The 17680-nt window shown below is 63.6% G+C and carries 16 protein-coding genes; 15 read left to right on the forward strand and 1 reads right to left on the reverse strand.

Annotated features, from left to right (window positions below):
- The first annotated feature begins 281 nt into the window (after positions 1-281).
- From BOH68_RS04065 to lipA, 12 genes are all read left to right on the forward strand, one after another.
- Entirely contained in the window at positions 282-1565 is a 1284-nt protein-coding gene (locus BOH68_RS04065; protein WP_077371902.1) for a glutamate-5-semialdehyde dehydrogenase, read from the forward strand.
- Between the two features lie 194 nt (positions 1566-1759).
- Positions 1760-2395 (forward strand): nicotinate-nucleotide adenylyltransferase, encoded by a 636-nt coding sequence (gene nadD / locus BOH68_RS04070; protein WP_077371905.1) that lies wholly within the window; start codon positions 1760-1762, stop codon positions 2393-2395.
- A gap of 92 nt (positions 2396-2487) precedes the next feature.
- Entirely contained in the window at positions 2488-2847 is a 360-nt protein-coding gene (rsfS, locus tag BOH68_RS04075) for a ribosome silencing factor (RefSeq protein ID WP_077371908.1), read from the forward strand.
- Positions 2848-3006: 159 nt separating this feature from the next.
- A complete protein-coding gene (gene rlmH, locus BOH68_RS04080; protein ID WP_077371912.1) occupies positions 3007-3474 on the forward strand; it encodes a 23S rRNA (pseudouridine(1915)-N(3))-methyltransferase RlmH in 468 nt (155 codons plus the stop codon).
- 42 nt (positions 3475-3516) lie between these two features.
- Entirely contained in the window at positions 3517-5469 is a 1953-nt protein-coding gene (gene mrdA / locus BOH68_RS04085; RefSeq protein ID WP_077371915.1) for a penicillin-binding protein 2, read from the forward strand.
- Positions 5456-6607 carry a rod shape-determining protein RodA gene (gene rodA, locus BOH68_RS04090; protein ID WP_371861119.1) on the forward strand — a complete coding sequence of 384 codons (1152 nt, stop codon included), beginning with the start codon at positions 5456-5458 and terminating at the stop codon, positions 6605-6607. Before mrdA ends, rodA begins: the two co-directional genes overlap by 14 nt.
- Positions 6608-6680: 73 nt before the next feature.
- Positions 6681-7721: a lytic murein transglycosylase B gene (gene mltB / locus BOH68_RS04095; RefSeq protein ID WP_077371920.1), complete on the forward strand. Its 1041-nt coding sequence runs from the start codon at positions 6681-6683 to the stop codon at positions 7719-7721.
- Positions 7718-8746: a septal ring lytic transglycosylase RlpA family protein gene (locus tag BOH68_RS04100; protein WP_077371923.1), complete on the forward strand. Its 1029-nt coding sequence runs from the start codon at positions 7718-7720 to the stop codon at positions 8744-8746. The genes mltB and BOH68_RS04100 overlap by 4 nt, the downstream gene beginning before the upstream one ends.
- 98 nt (positions 8747-8844) lie before the next feature.
- Positions 8845-10047, forward strand: a complete 1203-nt coding sequence (locus BOH68_RS04105; protein ID WP_077371926.1) for a D-alanyl-D-alanine carboxypeptidase family protein — start codon at positions 8845-8847, stop codon at positions 10045-10047.
- Between the two features lie 163 nt (positions 10048-10210).
- Complete coding sequence (locus BOH68_RS04110; protein ID WP_077371930.1) at positions 10211-10498, forward strand: HP0495 family protein; 288 nt, start codon at positions 10211-10213, stop codon at positions 10496-10498.
- 57 nt (positions 10499-10555) lie between these two features.
- Positions 10556-11281, forward strand: a complete 726-nt coding sequence (gene lipB, locus BOH68_RS04115; protein ID WP_077371933.1) for a lipoyl(octanoyl) transferase LipB — start codon at positions 10556-10558, stop codon at positions 11279-11281.
- The gene (gene lipA, locus BOH68_RS04120; RefSeq protein WP_077371936.1) at positions 11281-12273 is read left to right on the forward strand and encodes a lipoyl synthase; all 993 of its coding nucleotides are present in this window, start codon (positions 11281-11283) and stop codon (positions 12271-12273) included. The genes lipB and lipA overlap by 1 nt, the downstream gene beginning before the upstream one ends.
- An 87-nt stretch (positions 12274-12360) precedes the next feature.
- On the opposite strand, the gene BOH68_RS04125 is transcribed toward lipA, so the two are convergent.
- Positions 12361-13350 (reverse strand): LysR family transcriptional regulator, encoded by a 990-nt coding sequence (locus BOH68_RS04125; RefSeq protein WP_077371939.1) that lies wholly within the window; start codon positions 13348-13350, stop codon positions 12361-12363.
- Between the two features lie 186 nt (positions 13351-13536).
- Between BOH68_RS04125 and BOH68_RS04130 the strand changes: the two genes are divergently transcribed.
- From BOH68_RS04130 to gloA, 3 genes are all read left to right on the forward strand, one after another.
- The gene (locus tag BOH68_RS04130; RefSeq protein ID WP_077371943.1) at positions 13537-14952 is read left to right on the forward strand and encodes an acetyl-CoA carboxylase biotin carboxylase subunit; all 1416 of its coding nucleotides are present in this window, start codon (positions 13537-13539) and stop codon (positions 14950-14952) included.
- Between the two features lie 69 nt (positions 14953-15021).
- A complete protein-coding gene (gene oadA, locus BOH68_RS04135) occupies positions 15022-16860 on the forward strand; it encodes a sodium-extruding oxaloacetate decarboxylase subunit alpha (RefSeq protein ID WP_077371946.1) in 1839 nt (612 codons plus the stop codon).
- Between the two features lie 118 nt (positions 16861-16978).
- A complete protein-coding gene (gene gloA / locus BOH68_RS04140; protein WP_077371949.1) occupies positions 16979-17530 on the forward strand; it encodes a lactoylglutathione lyase in 552 nt (183 codons plus the stop codon).
- Positions 17531-17680: the final 150 nt, after the last annotated feature.

Below are 17680 nucleotides of genomic sequence, written 5' to 3' on the forward strand. Positions count from 1 at the left end.
ATTGGCACCTTTCCCGTGGATGACATGAATCCGACCAGACTCCCCGGTCGAATGGGGCGCAGCGCATTGAGCCATGCCATGACAGGATGTGCGAGCGTGATGCCGCCTGCCTGTCCCGGCTCTGCCAGGCGCTGATACGGGCCAGCATACCCCAAACCATGATTTTCCGAAGTGTCGAGGTGATCCGGCGCTTTCGCTTCGCCCCTCCCTCGGCTGATCCACAGGCGCCAGAGCGGGCGGAAGGCACTTTCCTACATCTTTCTACGAATGAGACAAGGCACATGAGCGAGCTGGGCAAGCACGACACCACGGACGTCGTGGCTTACATGAACGGTCTGGGCGGCGATGCCCGCGCAGCGAGCGTGGTGATGCGTCGTGTCGACAGCGGCCTCAAGAACCGGGCGCTGCAGATCATGGCGCGACTGATCGACGAGCGCCGCGAGTCACTGACCGCCGCCAACGCCGATGACCTGACGCGAGCGCGTGACAATGGCCTGTCGGAGGCGATGGTCGACCGCCTCGCCCTCACGCCGGCGCGTATCGACGCCATGATCGAGGGGCTCGAGCAGGTCGCGGCCCTGCCGGACCCGGTCGGTGAGATCGATGGCCTGAAATACCGCCCCAGCGGCATCCAGGTCGGTCACATGCGTGTGCCGCTGGGCGTGATCGGCATCATCTTCGAATCACGGCCCAACGTCACCATCGAAGCCGCCAGCCTGTGCCTCAAGTCCGGCAATGCCTGCATCCTGCGTGGTGGTTCCGAAGCGGCGTCCAGCAACCGTGCGCTGGGTGAGATCATCCGCGAGGCGCTGGTGGCGGCCGGGCTGCCGGCGACGGCGGTGCAGGTGGTGGCCACCACGGACCGTGCCGCGGTGGGCCGTCTGATCGCGATGCCCGAGTACGTCGATGTCATCATCCCGCGTGGGGGCAAGAGTCTGGTCGAGCGCATCACCAATGAGGCGCGTGTGCCGGTCATCAAGCATCTCGACGGTATCTGCCACGTCTATATCGACGCCACGGCAGATCTCGACATGGCGGTGAGCATCGCCGAGAACGCCAAGACGCACCGTTACGGTACCTGCAACACCATGGAGACCCTGCTGGTGGATGTGGCTGTCGCGGCCGAGGTGCTGCCGCGCATCGCCGAGCGTCTGGCGGTCCATGAGGTCGAGATTCGTGGCTGTGAACGCACCTGTGACATCCTGTCCGAGGCCGTGGCCGCCACGGATCAGGACTGGGATACCGAGTATCTGGCACCGATTCTGGCGATTCGGGTCGTCGAGGGCGTGGAAGCGGCGATGGCGCATATCGAGCGTCACAGCTCCGGGCATACCGAAGCCATCATCACCGACAACTATGCGCTGGCGCGTCGGTTCATGGCCGAAGTGGATTCCAGCTCCGTGATGGTCAATGCCTCCACCCGCTTTGCCGATGGCTTCGAATACGGATTGGGTGCCGAGATCGGCATTTCCACCGACAAGCTGCACGCTCGCGGGCCCGTGGGGCTGGAAGGGCTCACCACACGCAAGTATGTCGTGTTCGGCGATGGGCAGATTCGTCAGTGAGATCTCCAGACCCTTCCTCGGTCAGCGCATCGCCACGGGCGCTGGACGATAGCCAGCGCCCGCTGAATGTCGACGGCGACGCCGCGCAGCGCGAACCCGCCGCACAGCCGGGTGGGGAGGCCTGCGACACTCTGCCTGACGAGAAGCCACAGCCCGGCTTCGAGGGCTGTCTCAGGCCGGTCCCCCGGGTGGCGATGCTCGGGGGCACCTTCGACCCGGTACACCACGGGCACCTTCGCAGCGCCATCGAACTGCGTGAGGCGCTGGGCCTGGATCATGTGTTGATGATTCCCTGCCATCAGCCGCCACATCGTGCCGCACCCGGAGTGAGCAGCGAGGAGCGTCTGGCCATGCTGGAGGCCGCGATTGCCGGTGAGCCGGGGCTCAAGGCGGACGCCCGCGAGCTTTTCCGGGATGGGCCGTCCTACAGTGCCGACACCCTGGCGAGCCTGCGCGGCGAATATGGCCCTCAGGCGCGGCTGGTGATGGCCATCGGCCATGATGCCTTTCTCAAGCTTGGCGAATGGCATGCCGCCGAGCGATTGTTCGATGATGCCCATGTCGTGGTGATCGAGCGCCCTGATCATGATGCTCCTCTGCCAGAGGCGTTGAAGGCCTTGATCGAGGGGCGGGAAGTGCAGACGGTGGCCGAGCTGATGGCGCGTCCCGGCGGCCTGTTGCTGCGGTTGTCATTGCCGACCCGCATGGCGATCAGCGCGACCTTCGTACGCGAGCGGCTTGCGCTGGGGGATAGCGTGCGCTACCTGCTGCCCGAGACGGTCATCCGCCATATCGAGGCCCGGTCGCTTTACTGCCCGCCCTGTGAGTGAGGGTTCGTGACGCGTAGATTGACGATGCCCATAGGCGAGCGCATCACCAACGGGTAGAATGCGCCCCCTGCCGAACAAACTTCCGAGGAATCATGCAGACCGAAGCTCTTAAAAACCTGGTGATCGACGCCCTTGACGACCTCAAGGCCCAGGAAATCAGCGAGATCGATGTCTCCAAGCTGACCAGCGTCACCGATGTCATGGTGATCGCGACGGGGACTTCCAGCCGTCATATCGCCGCTCTGGCCAACAATGTGCAGGTCACGGTGAAAGAAGCCGGCGTCAAGCCGCTGGGTTGCGAAGGCGACAACGGTTCCGACTGGGTGTTGCTGGATCTGGGCGATGTCGTCGTCCACGTCATGCTGGCCGAAACCCGTGCCCTGTATGACCTCGAGCGCCTGTGGAGCGATCTGCCCCGCGAGACGAGCGAAGAGTTCGAACAGCGCAGCTGATTCCGCTCTTGCCTGCCTCAAGAGGCGGAGTGATGCGGCACGGCGGTGCCACCGGCGCCGGTTGCGGGCAGCATGCTGGCAGGGCGGGCCCGTGGTGGTTGGACGGAAGGAGAGGGTCAGCGGGCATGCCCGTTGGCCACTGACGACACGGGACAGGACATGAAGATCCGAGTACTGGCGGTCGGGCAGAAGATGCCTGACTGGGTGGAGAAGGGTAGCCGGGAATATCTCAAGCGCATGCCAAGAGACTTTTCCCTCGAATTCATCGAACTGGCGCCCGGAAACCGTGGCAAGAACGCGGACATTGCCCGTGCCATGGCCAGTGAAGGTGATCGGATGCTGGAAAAACTCAAGGGAAATGAACATGTTGTCGCCCTTGATGTCCTAGGTAAGTCGTGGAGCACGGAGCAGCTGGCTCAGCACGCCGATGACTGGCGCCTGGGCGGTCGCGATGTGGCCATCCTGATCGGCGGTCCTGACGGGCTCGATCCACGCCTGCTGGCCCGCGCGGATCAGCGCTGGTCGCTCTCCGCGCTGACCCTGCCGCACCCGCTGGTGCGCATCGTATTGGCGGAGCAGCTCTACCGCGCCTGGACACTGCTGGTCGGGCATCCTTATCACCGTTAAGCGCCTGCCGCTTGCGACAAGACACGAGTTGCGAGACCCGCCATGCGCCAACGCCGGGCGACGATCAAGAATCCCCAACAGGAAGTGCGGATCTTTCGCCTTCGCAGTATCGTGGCCGCCGGCCTGGTGCTGGTGCTGGCCGGTTGCCTGCTGGCACGGCTGGTCTTTCTTCAGGTCGTGGAACACGATATCTATACCACGCGCTCGGACAAGAACCGTGTGCGTGTCGAACCCCTGCCGCCGACGCGCGGCCTGATCTATGACCGCAACGGTCGTCTGCTTGCCGAGAATCGCCCCAATTACAACCTGACCATCGTGCGCGAACGCGCCGGTGATCTGGAGACGACGCTTGAGCGTCTGGTCGAGATTCTCGATCTCCCCCCTGATGAAATCGAAGACTTCAAGGAACGCTCGCGTCAGCGACAGCGCCCCTATCAGCCAGCCCTGTTGATGAGTGAACTGAGCCAGGAGCAGATCGCGCGTCTGGCGGTCAATCGCTATCGCCTGCCGGGTGTCGAGGTCGAGGCCCAGCTGCTGCGTTACTACCCGGATGCCAAGCCGCTCTCGCACACGCTGGGCTATGTCGGGCGCATCAACCAGGCGGAGCTCAAGACCCTCGACAAGGGCAACTATTCGGGAACGCACTTCATCGGCAAGACCGGGATCGAGCGCTTCTATGAAGAGGCGCTGCATGGTCAGGCCGGGCTGCGCAAGGTGGAAACCAATGCGCGCGGCCGCGTGCTGCGTGAGCTGTCGCGTATCGACCCGCAGCCCGGCAAGGACTTGACGCTGACCATCGACCGTGGCCTGCAGGATCTGGCCTATCGACTGCTCAAGGGGCGCCGTGGGGCGATCGTGGCCATCGAGCCGGAAAGCGGCGAGATCCTCGCCATGGCCTCGGTGCCGGGCTTTGATTCCAACGAGTTCGTCACCGGCATCAGCGTCAAGAGTTACCGTGCGTTGCAGTCCGACATCGACCTGCCGCTGTTCAATCGGGCGATACGTGGACAGTATCCGCCTGCCTCGACGGTCAAGCCCTTCATGTCGCTGGCGGGGCTGGACAATGGCGTCATCACGCCGCAGACCACCTTCTTCGACCCGGGGTATTTCCAGCTGCCCAATGACAGCCACAAGTATCGCAACTGGCTGCGCTGGGGGCATGGACGGGTCAACATGCGGCGCGGTATCGCCGTCTCCAATGACACCTACTTCTACAATGTCGCCTATCGACTGGGCATCGATCGCATCAGCGAGTACATGCACAAGTTCGGGTTCGGTGAGCAGACCGCGCTGGACGTGCAGGGTGCCTTGCCGGGGTTGATGCCGTCCAAGGAATGGAAGCGCAATCGCTACGACAAGCCCTGGTATCCCGGCGAGACCATCTCCATCGGGATCGGCCAGGGCTACTGGTTGACGACGCCCCTGCAGCTCGCCTCCGCCGAGGCGGTGCTGGCCAATCGTGGCCGGCATGTGACGCCTCATCTGGCCAAGCGCATCGGCGATGAGACGGTGCTGTTGCCGCGCAGCGAAGAGAAGCCTGACGTGGTGGTGGAGAATCCTGCCTGGTGGGACGAGGTCATCGGCGCGCTTGAGGACGTGGTCAATGGCCGCGAGGGCACGGCGCGCAAGTACGTCGGTCCCGGGCTCAAATATCGCATGGCCGGCAAGTCCGGTACAGCGCAGGTCTTCACCCTGGGGCAGGACCAGAAGTACAACGGTCACGAGCTGGCGGAGCGTCTGCGCGACCATGCCCTGTTTGCGGCGTTCGCGCCGGTCGAGAATCCCGAGATCGCCGTGTCCGTGGTGGTGGAGAACGGTCAGGGCGGAAGCTCGGTGGCCGGCCCCATGGCACGTGCCATCACGGATTACTGGTTGTTGCCGCGCATTGATCCTGTCGCCCGTGATGCCGCCCTGACGCTGGCGGCGGCCCTGGAAGAGACGGCGGCGCAGTCCGAGCAGAGCGCAACCCCTGCAGGAGTCAATGATGCCGACTGATTATCAGCGCTCGATGCGCAGCGTGGGAGGCGAGCTCAATCGCCGGCGTCGCACCAGTCTGTGGGAGCGGATCCATCTGGACCCCTGGCTGCTGCTGTTGCTGCTGATCGTGCTGGGGTGCGGTCTGATCGTGCTCTACAGCGCCAGCGGTCAGGATATCGATTTCACGCTGCGCCAGGCGTCACGTCAGGCGTTGGCGCTGGGGGTCATGATCGGCCTGGCGCAGCTCTCTCCGAGCACGCTGTACCGCTGGGCACCTGTCGCCTACGGCGGCGGTTTCCTGATGCTGGTGGCGGTGGAGGTACTGGGGGATGTCGGGATGGGGGCCCAGCGCTGGCTGGTGATTCCCGGCGTCGTGCGCTTCCAGCCGTCGGAGCTCATGAAGCTGGCGATGCCGATGATGGTCGCCTGCTGGCTGGGGCAGCGGCCGCTGCCGCCACGCTGGCGCGATCTGGTCATCTGTGGGGTGATCATCGTCACGCCGGTGCTGCTGATCGCCCGGCAGCCGGATCTGGGAACCTCGCTGCTGGTCGCGGCGGCCGGGGTCTTCGTCATCCTGCTGGCGGGACTCTCCTGGAAACTGATCGCCTTCTTCGGGGCGTTGATCGCCTCGGCGCTGCCGCTTCTGTGGATGGTGATGCATGACTATCAACGCCGGCGTGTGCTGACCTTCCTGAATCCGGAGTCCGACCCGCTGGGAGCCGGCTGGAACATCATCCAGTCCAAGACCGCCATCGGCTCCGGAGGCTTGCTGGGCAAGGGCTATACCCTGGGGACCCAATCGCAGCTTGAATTTCTGCCTGAGCGGCATACCGACTTCATCGTCGCGGTGATCGGGGAGGAGCTCGGGCTTCTGGGCATGAGTTTCTTCCTCGCCCTCTACGTGTTGATCGTGCTGCGCGGGCTGGTGATGGCCAACCATGGTCAGGACAGCTTCGCGCGCCTGACAGGGGGAGCCATCATCCTGACCTTCTTCGTCTATGTATTCGTCAACATCGGCATGGTGTCAGGCATTCTCCCGGTGGTGGGCGTTCCGCTGCCGCTGGTCAGTTATGGTGGGACCTCCAGCGTGACCTTGCTGGCGGGCTTCGGTATTCTCATGAGCATTCATACCCACCGGCGCCTGCTGTCGCGTTGACGCGGCCTTTGCAGCTACCGGATGGCAAGGACATTCGCGGGCCGACGCCCGCAGACAGGCAAGGAGAGAGTCGATGACGGTGATTAACGCACGTGGGCGGCGTCTGAAGCACTGGGGCGCAGCCCTGATGATCGCGCCGTTGCTGGGCATGTCAGGGGCGGCCATGGCGGCGCCGGATGGCTTTGCTCCCGCAACTCACCCGGAGACGGCCAAGCTGGTGGATGAGCTGGTGGCCAAGGGGCTGGATCGCGCTCGCGTGACCGAGCTGATGAATCAGGCCGATTACAGCCAGAAAGTGCTGGATGCCATGTCGCGCCCGGCGGAAGGGCACCTGCGCTGGGACCAGTACCGCGCCATCTTCATGAAGGAATCTCGCATCGAGGCCGGCGTGAAGTTCATCGCCGAGCATCGCGAGACCTTCGATCGCGCCCAGGCCGAATATGGCGTGCCGCCGGAAGTCATCGCCGCCATCATTGGCGTCGAGACCTTCTTCGGCAAGCACACCGGCACCCACCGCGTGATCGACTCACTCTCCACGCTGGCCTTCGATCATCCGCGTCGTGGCAAGTTCTTCCGTGGTGAGCTGTCCGCCTTCCTGCAGCTGACGTTGGAGCAGGGCATCGACCCGCTCTCCATCAAGGGATCCTATGCCGGTGCGATGGGCTACCCACAGTTCATCCCTACCAGCTATCAGGCCTATGCCGTCGATTTCGATGGCGATGGCGTGCGGGACCTGTGGCACAACCCCGTCGATGCCATCGGCAGTGTCGGCAACTATTTCGCCCGTCACGGCTGGAAGGCCGGTGCACCGGTCGTCAGCGCAGCCGATGGCCCCGGTACTCCGCCGTCTTCCGTCACCTTCAACAAGACCAAGAAGCCCTACATGAGCGTCTCGGCACTTGAGGCGGCAGGGGTCGAGGTCGCGGGTGGCGTGGCAGGCAATACCCAGATCATCCCGCTGGCGCTGGACCTCAAGCAGGGGTATCGCTACGCCGTGGGCTATGACAACTTCTACGTCATCACTCGCTACAACCACAGCCATCTGTATGCGATGGCCGTGAATGAGCTGTCCCAGGCGATCAAGCGCCGTCTCGAGGATGGGGGTGCCGGATGAGCTGGTCACGCGCGCTGCCGTTGACGTTGGCGCTTGCCCTGCTGGCCGGTTGTGCCAGCAGTGGTGGCACCACGGTCAGCGACGGTGCTTCGCCGAGCACGGGCAAGAAGGCGGGCAAGAATGGGCGTTACGAGATGGATTCGGATGCCTATCCCGACGACGCGCCGGACGTCTCCGCGGTGCCGGATGCCGTGCCGAAGCCCGAGCCCTATACGCGCAGCGGCAACCGCAGCGAGTATGAGGTGTGGGGCAAGACCTATCATGTGATGGATGACCCGCGCGGCTACGTGGCGGAAGGTACCGCCTCCTGGTATGGCAAGAAGTTCCATGGCTACGCCACCGCCAGCGGCGAGATCTATGACATGTACACCATGACGGCGGCCCACAAGTCGCTGCCGCTGCCGACCTACGCGCGAATCACCAATCTGGACAACGGCAAGCAGGTCATCGTCAAGGTCAACGATCGTGGGCCCTTCCATGATGATCGCCTGATTGACCTGTCCTACAGTGCGGCGTGGCGTCTCGACATGCTTGGCCATGGTACCGGTCATGTGCGCGTCGAGACGCTGGATGCCAGCACCTGGCGGCCGGGGCCGAGCCCGACCCATGGCACGGCCGAGTCCGAGCGCCTGCTGGCCCGCAGTCAGGCGGTGCGTCGCGAGCAGGGCATCGCAGGGCTTGAGGAAATGGGCGCAACCGGCGATTCCGTGGCGGCGAAGACGTCCAGCACGAGCGTTGCCGCCAAGCCCGTGGTAGCCTCTGCGGCGCGCGCGACCGACACCACGGCCAGCGGCGCTGATGCCAGCTTCCTGCAGGTGGCGGCGGTCAGTGACCTGCAAACGGCAGACCGCATCAGCAAGCGCGTCAGCGCGGCGCTTGATCGCCCGGTCCGAGTACTGGGCAGTGGCAATCTTTACAAGGTGCAGGTTGGCCCGCTTGAAGAAAGCGTGCGTATCGAGTCGCTCAAGTCCGCGATCGCCGATGCCGGCTTCTCCGGCGCCTTCAGCGTACAGGCACCGCGCTAGCGGCGGTGATCTGGCGCATCCATCATGCATCCCACGAGGGTGCAACATGGCCGGGGCTTGTGCCCCGGCTAACGCATGAGTGTCAAAGAGATTTCAACATGTCCCTGAAAGCCAGACTTCTTCCATTGCGGCGCCGTCTTGCCGGGCTGATGGCGGCCAGCGGTATCGCGCTGCTGACCAGCGTCACCTCCACGCCGGCCCAGGCCATCGAGGCCGACACCCTGATTCCGGCGGCGCCGCAACTGGCCGCGTCCTCCTGGATTCTGATGGATGCCAATTCCGGTCGCATCCTGGTCGAGCACAATGCCGACAAGCGTCTGCCGCCGGCAAGTCTGACCAAGATGATGACGGCCTATCTGGTCGAGAATGAAATCGATGACGGCAAGCTGACGCCGGACGAGAACGTGCGTATCAGCGTCAACGCCTGGAAGACCGGCGGCTCGCGCATGTTCATCCGCGAGGGCACCAGTGTCTCGGTCGATGATCTGCTGCATGGCGTGATCATCCAGTCAGGCAATGACGCCAGCGTCGCGCTTGCCGAGCACATCGGCGGCAGCGAGGGCTCCTTCGCCGACCTGATGAACCAGCACGCCAAGCGTCTGGGCATGAACAATACCCATTACATGAACGCCACCGGTCTGCCGCACGCGGAGCACTACTCCACGGCACATGATCTCGCGATTCTGGCGCGCCACATCATCCGCGACTATCCGGATCACTATCAGATCTATTCCCAGAAGTACTTCACCTGGAATGGCATCAAGCAGCCCAATCGCAACAAGCTGCTGTGGCGTGACAAGGACGTCGACGGCCTGAAGACCGGTCATACCGATGAAGCGGGTTACTGCCTGGTGGCGTCTGCCAAGAAGGAAGACACACGTCTGATCAGCGTGGTGATGGGCACCAGCTCCGAAGAGGCGCGTGCCCAGGAATCCCAGAAGCTCCTGACCTACGGCTTCCGCTACTTCGAGAGCAAGAAGCTCTATGACAAGGGTGCCGTGCTCAATCAGGCCCGTGTCTGGGGCGGCGAGAAGGATCAGGTGCGTCTTGGCATGGCCAAGGAAGTCTATCTGACCCTGCCGAGTGGCCAGGCCGACAAGCTGACTGCCCGTCTTGATCTGAAGGACACCATCAAGGCACCGGTGCAGGTCGGCGAGCAGTACGGCACCCTGCAGATCAAGCTTGAGGACAAGGTACTGGCGGAAGAGCCGCTGGTTGCCCTGGAATCAGTCGAGCAGGGCGGTCTCTTCAAGCGTCTGTGGGACGCCCTGATGCTGTTCTTCCACGGCCTGTTCAACTGAGGCTGGTGCCGTCCGCCCTGGCCAGCGAGCAAGGTGATGCGACGGTGCCCGCCACGCGCCCCTGAAACCCGGGGATGCGTCTTTCACGAAGGGCGATCCGGCTGACGGATCGCCCTTTGTTGAGTAGAATGGTCGGAAATAGAATCACTGGAAGGGCTTTCCCATGGCCAACACGCCAAAAGCGGGTGAGAAGACACCCCCCAAGATCGAATTCCCCTGCGATTTCTCCCTCAAGATCGTCGGCAATGCCGCCGAAGATCTCGTCGAAGTGGTCTGCAATGTCCTGGAAGTGCATGCGCCCGGCTTCGACGCCACGGCCATCACCTGGCAGGACAGCAAGAACGGCAACTATCGCAGCATCCGCGTGGTGATCCGAGCCACCGGAACCGACCAGCTGGATGCCTTGCACCGTGACCTCAAGGCCACCGGTCGCATCCACATGGTATTGTGACGTTCGCGTGAGACGAGCGACTTCACTGGCTTGCGCCATGAGCACAGGAGCGCATGCATGAACACGATTCACGTCCACCACCTCGGCGTGCTGCCGTATGAGGAAGTGTGGTCGGCGATGCGTGACTTCACCGATACCCGCTCGCCGGAGTCCCCGGATGAGCTGTGGGTAGTGGAGCACGCCCCCGTCTTTACCCAGGGACAGGCTGGCAAGCCGGAACATCTGCTGATGCCGGGTGATATCCCGGTGGTGCAGACCGACCGGGGTGGCCAGGTGACCTATCACGGCCCCGGCCAGCTGGTGCTCTACCCGTTGCTCAACGTCAAGCGTGGCGGCATCGGTGTTCGCCAGCTGGTGACTGCGCTGGAAGAGACGGTGGTGGCGGCGTTGGCCGAGCACGGCATCGAGGCGTATCCACGCCCCGATGCCCCGGGGGTCTACGTGAAGAAATCGGCGCAGCGCATGGATGATCCGCGCCGCTCGATGGAAGAGGCCAAGATTGCCTCGCTGGGGTTGCGCATCCGACGTGGATGCAGTTTCCATGGCGTGGCGATCAATCTGGACATGGACCTTGCGCCTTTCGGGCGCATCAATCCCTGCGGCTATGCCGGCATGGCGATGACCCAGCTACGCGACCTGACGCGCGAGCCGGTGGATCTTGCCGCTGAGCGTGACCGCCTGGTGCGTTGTCTGGGCGCAAGCCTGGGGGACGTGACCCTGACTCCGGTGAGCGGGCTGCCCGCGGCACTGGCTGACATTTCTCGAACAGCAGGACAGAACTGATGACCGAGACCACCGCTACCCCGAAGCCCGCTCCCTCCGCTGCTCCTGCTCGCAAGGAGCGTGGCGTGAAGCTGCGTGGCGCCGAGAAGGTCGCTCGCATTCCGGTCAAGGTGATTCCCACCGAGACCTTACCGAAGAAGCCGGACTGGCTGCGCGTGCGCATGCCTGCCTCCCCTGAGGTGAGCCGCATCAAGCAGACTCTGCGCAAGCACGGCCTGCACACGGTGTGTGAAGAAGCCTCCTGCCCGAACCTGGGCGAGTGCTTCAGCGGCGGCACCGCGACCTTCATGATCATGGGCGATATCTGTACCCGTCGCTGCCCGTTCTGTGACGTGGCCCACGGTCGTCCCAATGCGCTGAATGCCGACGAGCCGCGCGAGCTGGCCGAAGCCATCGCCGAGATGCGCCTGAATTACGTCGTCGTGACCTCCGTTGACCGTGATGACCTGCGTGACGGTGGCTCCAACCACATCGCCGAGTGCATCCGCGAGATCCGCGAGAAGTGTGAAGGTACCGAGATCGAAGTGCTGGTACCGGACTTCCGTGGCCGCATGCAGGTCGCGCTGGACGTGCTCGAGCAGACACCGCCGGATGTCTTCAACCACAATCTGGAGACCGTGCCGAGCCTGTACCGCCGCGTGCGTCCGGGCGCCGACTATCAGTGGTCGCTGGATCTGCTCAAGGGCTACAAGGAGCGCCGCCCGGAAGTGAAGACCAAATCCGGTCTGATGCTGGGGGTGGGCGAGACTGACGAGCAGGTGCTCGAGGTCATGCAGGACCTGCGCAATCACGGCGTCGACATGCTGACCCTCGGGCAGTACATGCAGCCGTCACGCAGCCACCTGCCGATCGATCGTTGGGTCCACCCGGATACCTTCGACTGGCTCGGTCAGAAGGCGCGCGAGATGGGCTTCTCGCATGTCGCCTCCGGTCCGCTGGTGCGCTCTTCCTATCACGCCGACAAGCAGGCGCATGGTGTGGAAGTGAAATAAGCCGGACTGGCCCGACAAAAACCGCCGCGGAGATCATCTCCGCGGCGGTTTTTTTGGTTCATGAGCACAGGGGCGTGTGGTGGAGCGTCATTGCTCCGTGGCCAGCGGCAGGCAGGCGACGCTGTGCCCGGGAATCGGCTCCATCGGCGCGCTGAAGTGTGCGTTGAGCTCCGGCAGCAGCTCGCGCACGAAACGCAGGAACAGCTCGGTGACCGGCGTGGGGTAGCGATCCTTGGGATAGACCGTGCACCAGGAGCGTCTGAGCGGGAATCCCGGCAGGGACGGCGAGGCCAGCAGGCCGGAGGCCAGCTCCAGCTGGACGGCCAGCCGCGGCAGGATCGCCACGCCCAGATGCGCCATCACGCCCTGCTTGATGGCCTCGTTGGAGCCCAGCTCCAGCGTATGGCGCAGCGAGACGCGCTCGCGGGCGGCGAATTCCTCGAAGGCGGTACGCGTGCCGGAGCCGGGCTCGCGCATCAGCATGTAGTACTGGGCGAGATCCTCCAGCGTGACGCCCTTGACGTCCAGCAGCGGGTGGCCGGGCCAGACGATGGGGATCAGCTCGTTGTCCAGGATCGGCATGAAGGCCAGGTTGGCGTCATCGGGCACCATGCCCATGATCACCAGGTCATCGCGTCGCTCGGCGAGGCGTTCCAGTGCCTGGCCGCGATTGCAGACGCGCAGGCGCACCGAGACTTCCGGGTAGCGGGCACGAAAGCGCGCCAGAATGTGGGGCACCACATACTGGGCCGTGGACACGGCCGCCAGATTCAGCTCGCCACGGATGGTGCCGGCGATTTCCGACAGCTCCATCTGCAGGCTCGAGACTTCCCCGAAGATCGACTGTACCGAGCTTGCCAGCGCATCCGCCGCCGGCAGGATATGCAGCGTCTTGCCGGCATATTTGAACAGCGATTGCTCGAGCGCCTGCTCCAATTGGCGAATCTGGGCACTGACGGCGGGCTGTGTCAGTCCGAGTTGCTCAGCCGCACGCGAGTAGGACTGCTGGCGATGGACAGCCTGAAATACCTGTAACTGTCTGAAAGTTAATCGGTTTAGCAGATTTGGACGCGACATGACACACCCAGTCATAAGGTTTTACTTATAGATTGGCAAAAAAATATCAACTTTTCTATTGGTCTCTCGCTGGGTAGCGTGGAAAGCCTGAGAACATGACTGCCCTCGCAAGCCTCCAGGGTTGCAGGAGAGTCAGACGCAAGCCGTCAACAACAAGATCACCGCGTTCCGTCAGGGAGAGTCACCATGTTCCGCAAGTTGCTGATTGCCAACCGAGGGGAAATCGCAGTGCGCATTGTACGCGCCTGTGCCGAGATGGACATCCGCTCTGTCGCGGTCTACACCGAAGCCGATCGTTTCTCGCTTCACGTCAAGCGTGCCGATGAAGCGCATTTCATCGGCGAAGACCCGCTGGCCGGCTACCTGGACCCCCGTCGCCTGGTGGATCTGGCCCGCGAGACAGGCTGTGATGCCATTCATCCGGGCTATGGTTTCCTTTCCGAGAATGCTGAGTTCGCGAGAATCTGTGAAGCGGCGGGCATTGCCTTCGTGGGCCCGTCCAGTGATGTCATCGCGCGCATGGGAGACAAGACCGAAGCCCGCGCCGCCATGAAGGCGGCTGGCGTGCCGGTCACGCCGGGCTCGAAGGGCAATCTGGCCGATGTCGAGGAAGCCTTGAGCGTGGCGGAGCAGGTGGGGTATCCGGTGATGCTCAAGGCTACCTCAGGTGGTGGGGGGCGGGGTATCCGGCGTTGTGATGATGCCCAGCAGCTCAAGCAGGCCTGGGGTCGCGTGATCTCGGAGGCTACCAAGGCCTTCGGCAGTGCGGATGTCTTCCTGGAGCGCTGCGTGGTCGACCCGCATCACATCGAGGTCCAGATTCTGGCCGACAGTCACGACAACGTGATCCATCTGTTCGAGCGTGACTGCTCCATCCAGCGCCGCAACCAGAAGCTGATCGAGATTGCCCCCAGCCCTCAGCTGACGCCGGAGCAGCGCTCCTACGTCGGAGAGATGGCGGTGCGCGCCGCGCGGGCCGTGGGCTATCGCAATGCCGGTACCGTGGAGTTCCTGGTCAAGGGCAACGAGATCTACTTCATGGAGATGAACACCCGCGTCCAGGTGGAGCACACCATCAGCGAGGCGATCACCGGCGTGGACATCGTGCGCGAGCAGATCCGCATCGCCTGGGGCCACAAGCTGGCCTTCCGTCAGGAAGACATCCGCCATCACGGCTATGCCATCCAGTTCCGCATCAATGCCGAGGACCCCAAGAACGACTTCCTGCCCAGCTTCGGGCGCATCACGCGTTACTACGCCCCCGGCGGGCCTGGCGTGCGAACCGATACCGCGATCTATACCGGCTACACCATCCCGCCGTATTTCGATTCCATGTGCCTGAAGCTCATCGTGTGGGGGCTGACATGGGAAGAGGTCATCAATCGCGGGTCACGCGCCCTTAATGACATGCGCCTGCAGGGGGTCAAGACCACCGCGCCTTACTATCAGGAAATCCTCAAGCATCCGGACTTCCGCAACGCGCGCTTCGATACCGGTTTCGTGGCGGCGCATCCGGAGCTGACCCAGTACTCGGTCAAGCGCCTGCCGGAACAGACGGCACTGGCGATCGCGGCGGCGATCGCGGCGCACGCCGGTCTCTGAGTCCACCCCTGACATGCCGTTCGAGTCCTTCCCCCGACTCCTCAACCAACAATGACAAGGACACCTGACATGACTGCTGCTACCTCCACTCCCCATGCCGCGAGCGACTCTGCGGCTGATGCCGTCAAGGTCACCGAAGTCGTCCTGCGTGATGGCCACCAGTCATTGATCGCCACGCGCATGCGCACCGAGGACATGCTGCCCATCGCGGCACGTCTCGATCAGGCCGGCTTCTACAGCCTCGAGGTCTGGGGCGGTGCGACCTTCGATGCCTGTGTGCGCTTTCTGAAGGAAGACCCCTGGGCGCGTCTGAAGTCGCTCAAGGAAGCCATGCCCAACACGCCGCTGCAGATGCTGCTGCGCGGCCAGAACCTGCTCGGCTATCGTCATTATGCCGATGACGTGGTGGAGGCCTTCGTCGAGCGTGCCGCGGCCGGCGGCATCGATATCTTCCGCGTGTTCGATGCCCTGAATGACCTGCGCAACATGGAAACCGCCATGCGCGCAGTCAAGAAGGCCGGCAAGCACGCCCAGGGCACCATCTGCTACACCGTGAGCCCGGTGCATACGCTGGAGATGTATGTCGAGCAGGCGCGCAAGCTGGTCGAGATGGGCGCCGATTCCATCGCGATCAAGGACATGGCCGGGCTGCTGACCCCGTATGCCACCTTCGACCTGGTGAGTGCGCTGGTCGAGGCTGTCGAAGTGCCGATCCACCTGCACAGCCATGCCACGGCAGGCCTGGCACCGCAGTGTCAGATCAAGGCCGTCGAGGCGGGCTGCCGCCACATCGATACCTGCATCTCGGCCTTCGCCGGTGGCACCAGCCACCCGGCCACCGAATCCTTCGTCGCCTCGCTGCGTGACACTCGCTGGGACACCGGACTGGAACTGGAGTCGCTGCGTGAGATCGGCGACTACTTCAGTGAGGTGCGCCGCAAGTATTCGGCCTTCGAGAGTGAATTCACCCGTGAGGATGTCTCGGTCCAGATCAGCCAGATCCCCGGCGGCATGATGTCCAACCTGGCCAGTCAGTTGAAGGAGCAGAATGCGCTGGAGCGCATTCGTGAGGTGTTCGCCGAGATTCCGCGTGTGCGTGCCGATCTGGGCTATCCGCCGCTGGTCACCCCGACCTCACAGATCGTCGGTACCCAGGCGGTGCTCAACGTGCTGACCGGCGAGCGCTACAAGAGCATCACCAATGAAGTGAAGCGCTATCTGCAGGGCGGCTATGGCCAGGCGCCGGCACCGGTCAACGAAGAGGTTCGCTCGCGTGCCATCGGCAACGCACCGGTGGAGGTCGGGCGTCCGGCAGACCTGCTGAGCCCGGAAATGGCGCGTCTCACCGAGGAGCTGGGCGAGCTGGCCGAGTCCCCTGAGGATGTCTTGACCTTTGCCATGTTCCCGGAGCTGGGACGTGACTTTCTCAGCGAGCGCCGCGCCGGCACGCTCACGCCGGAAATCATCCCCCAGGGCGAGGCGGAGCGTCCGGTGTCTTCCGGCGTGCCGACCGAATTCGTCATCGATGTCCACGGCGAGTCCTATGCGGTGCAGATCACCGGCGTCGGCGGTGCCAAGGGCAGCAAGCGTCACGTCTATCTGACTCTGGATGGCATGCCGGAAGAGGTGGTATTCGAAGCCAAGGACGATTACGTGGCAGGTGGCCAGAGCGGCGGGCGCGCGAGTGCGTCTGCGCCGGGGCACGTCACCACGGCGATGCCGGGCAATATCGTCGAGGTGCTGGTGGCGGTGGGTGACAGCGTCACGGCAGGCCAGTCGGTGCTGATCAGCGAGGCGATGAAGATGGAGACCGAGATCACGGCGCGCGTCGACGGTACCGTCAAGGCCATCCACGTGGCTCGCGGCGATCGCGTCACGCCGGGGGAAGTACTGATCGAAATCGAGTGATGCCGCGGCCGGCGAGGTTGCAAAACCCGCTCGCCGTCTCCATCTGACAGCTATTCGATCACCAGGGACGGCCGGGCATCGTGGATGTCCTGCCGTCCTTTCCTGTGGAAGGACCATCATGGCAACACATTTCGAGCAGGTTCCCGGCCTGAGTGAGCAGATTGATCCGGCTACCCGAGGCTATGTCTTCAACCAGACCATGCTGCGCATCAAGGATCCGACGCGTAGTCTGGACTTCTATACCCGTGTGCTCGGCATGCGCCTGGTGCGCAAGCTCGACTTCCCGGAAATGCAGTTCAGCCTCTATTTCCTCGCCTATCTGGACGACGACCAGGCCAGCGACGTGCCGAGTGATGATCTCAAGCGCACCACCTACACCTTCGGGCGTGAGGCGATGCTGGAGCTGACGCACAACTGGGGGACCGAGGACGACCCGGACTTCGCCTATCATGACGGCAACGCCCAGCCTCAGGGCTTCGGCCACATCGGGGTCAGCGTGCCGGACGTCTACGCCGCCAGCGAGCGCTTCGAATCGCTGGGTGTCGAGTTCGTCAAGCGCCCCGATGATGGCAAGATGAAGGGTCTGGCCTTCGTCAAGGATCCCGACGGCTACTGGATCGAGATCCTGCGTGCCGATACCTTCGAGCGTCAGGCCAACGGCCAAGCCTGAGGCAGGCCTCCGATGTAAAAGAACCGCCACCACCGGCATGCCCGGGGTGGCGGTTCTTTCGTTGATACGAAACCCCGCGTTGCAGGGGTGTCAGTGGCATCCGGTTGCTGCAATGATGAGGTCTGACTGAGACGCTCAAGGTTCGAGATT

The organism is Cobetia sp. MM1IDA2H-1 (genome assembly GCF_002916775.2).
Taxonomy (GTDB): domain Bacteria; phylum Pseudomonadota; class Gammaproteobacteria; order Pseudomonadales; family Halomonadaceae; genus Cobetia; species Cobetia marina.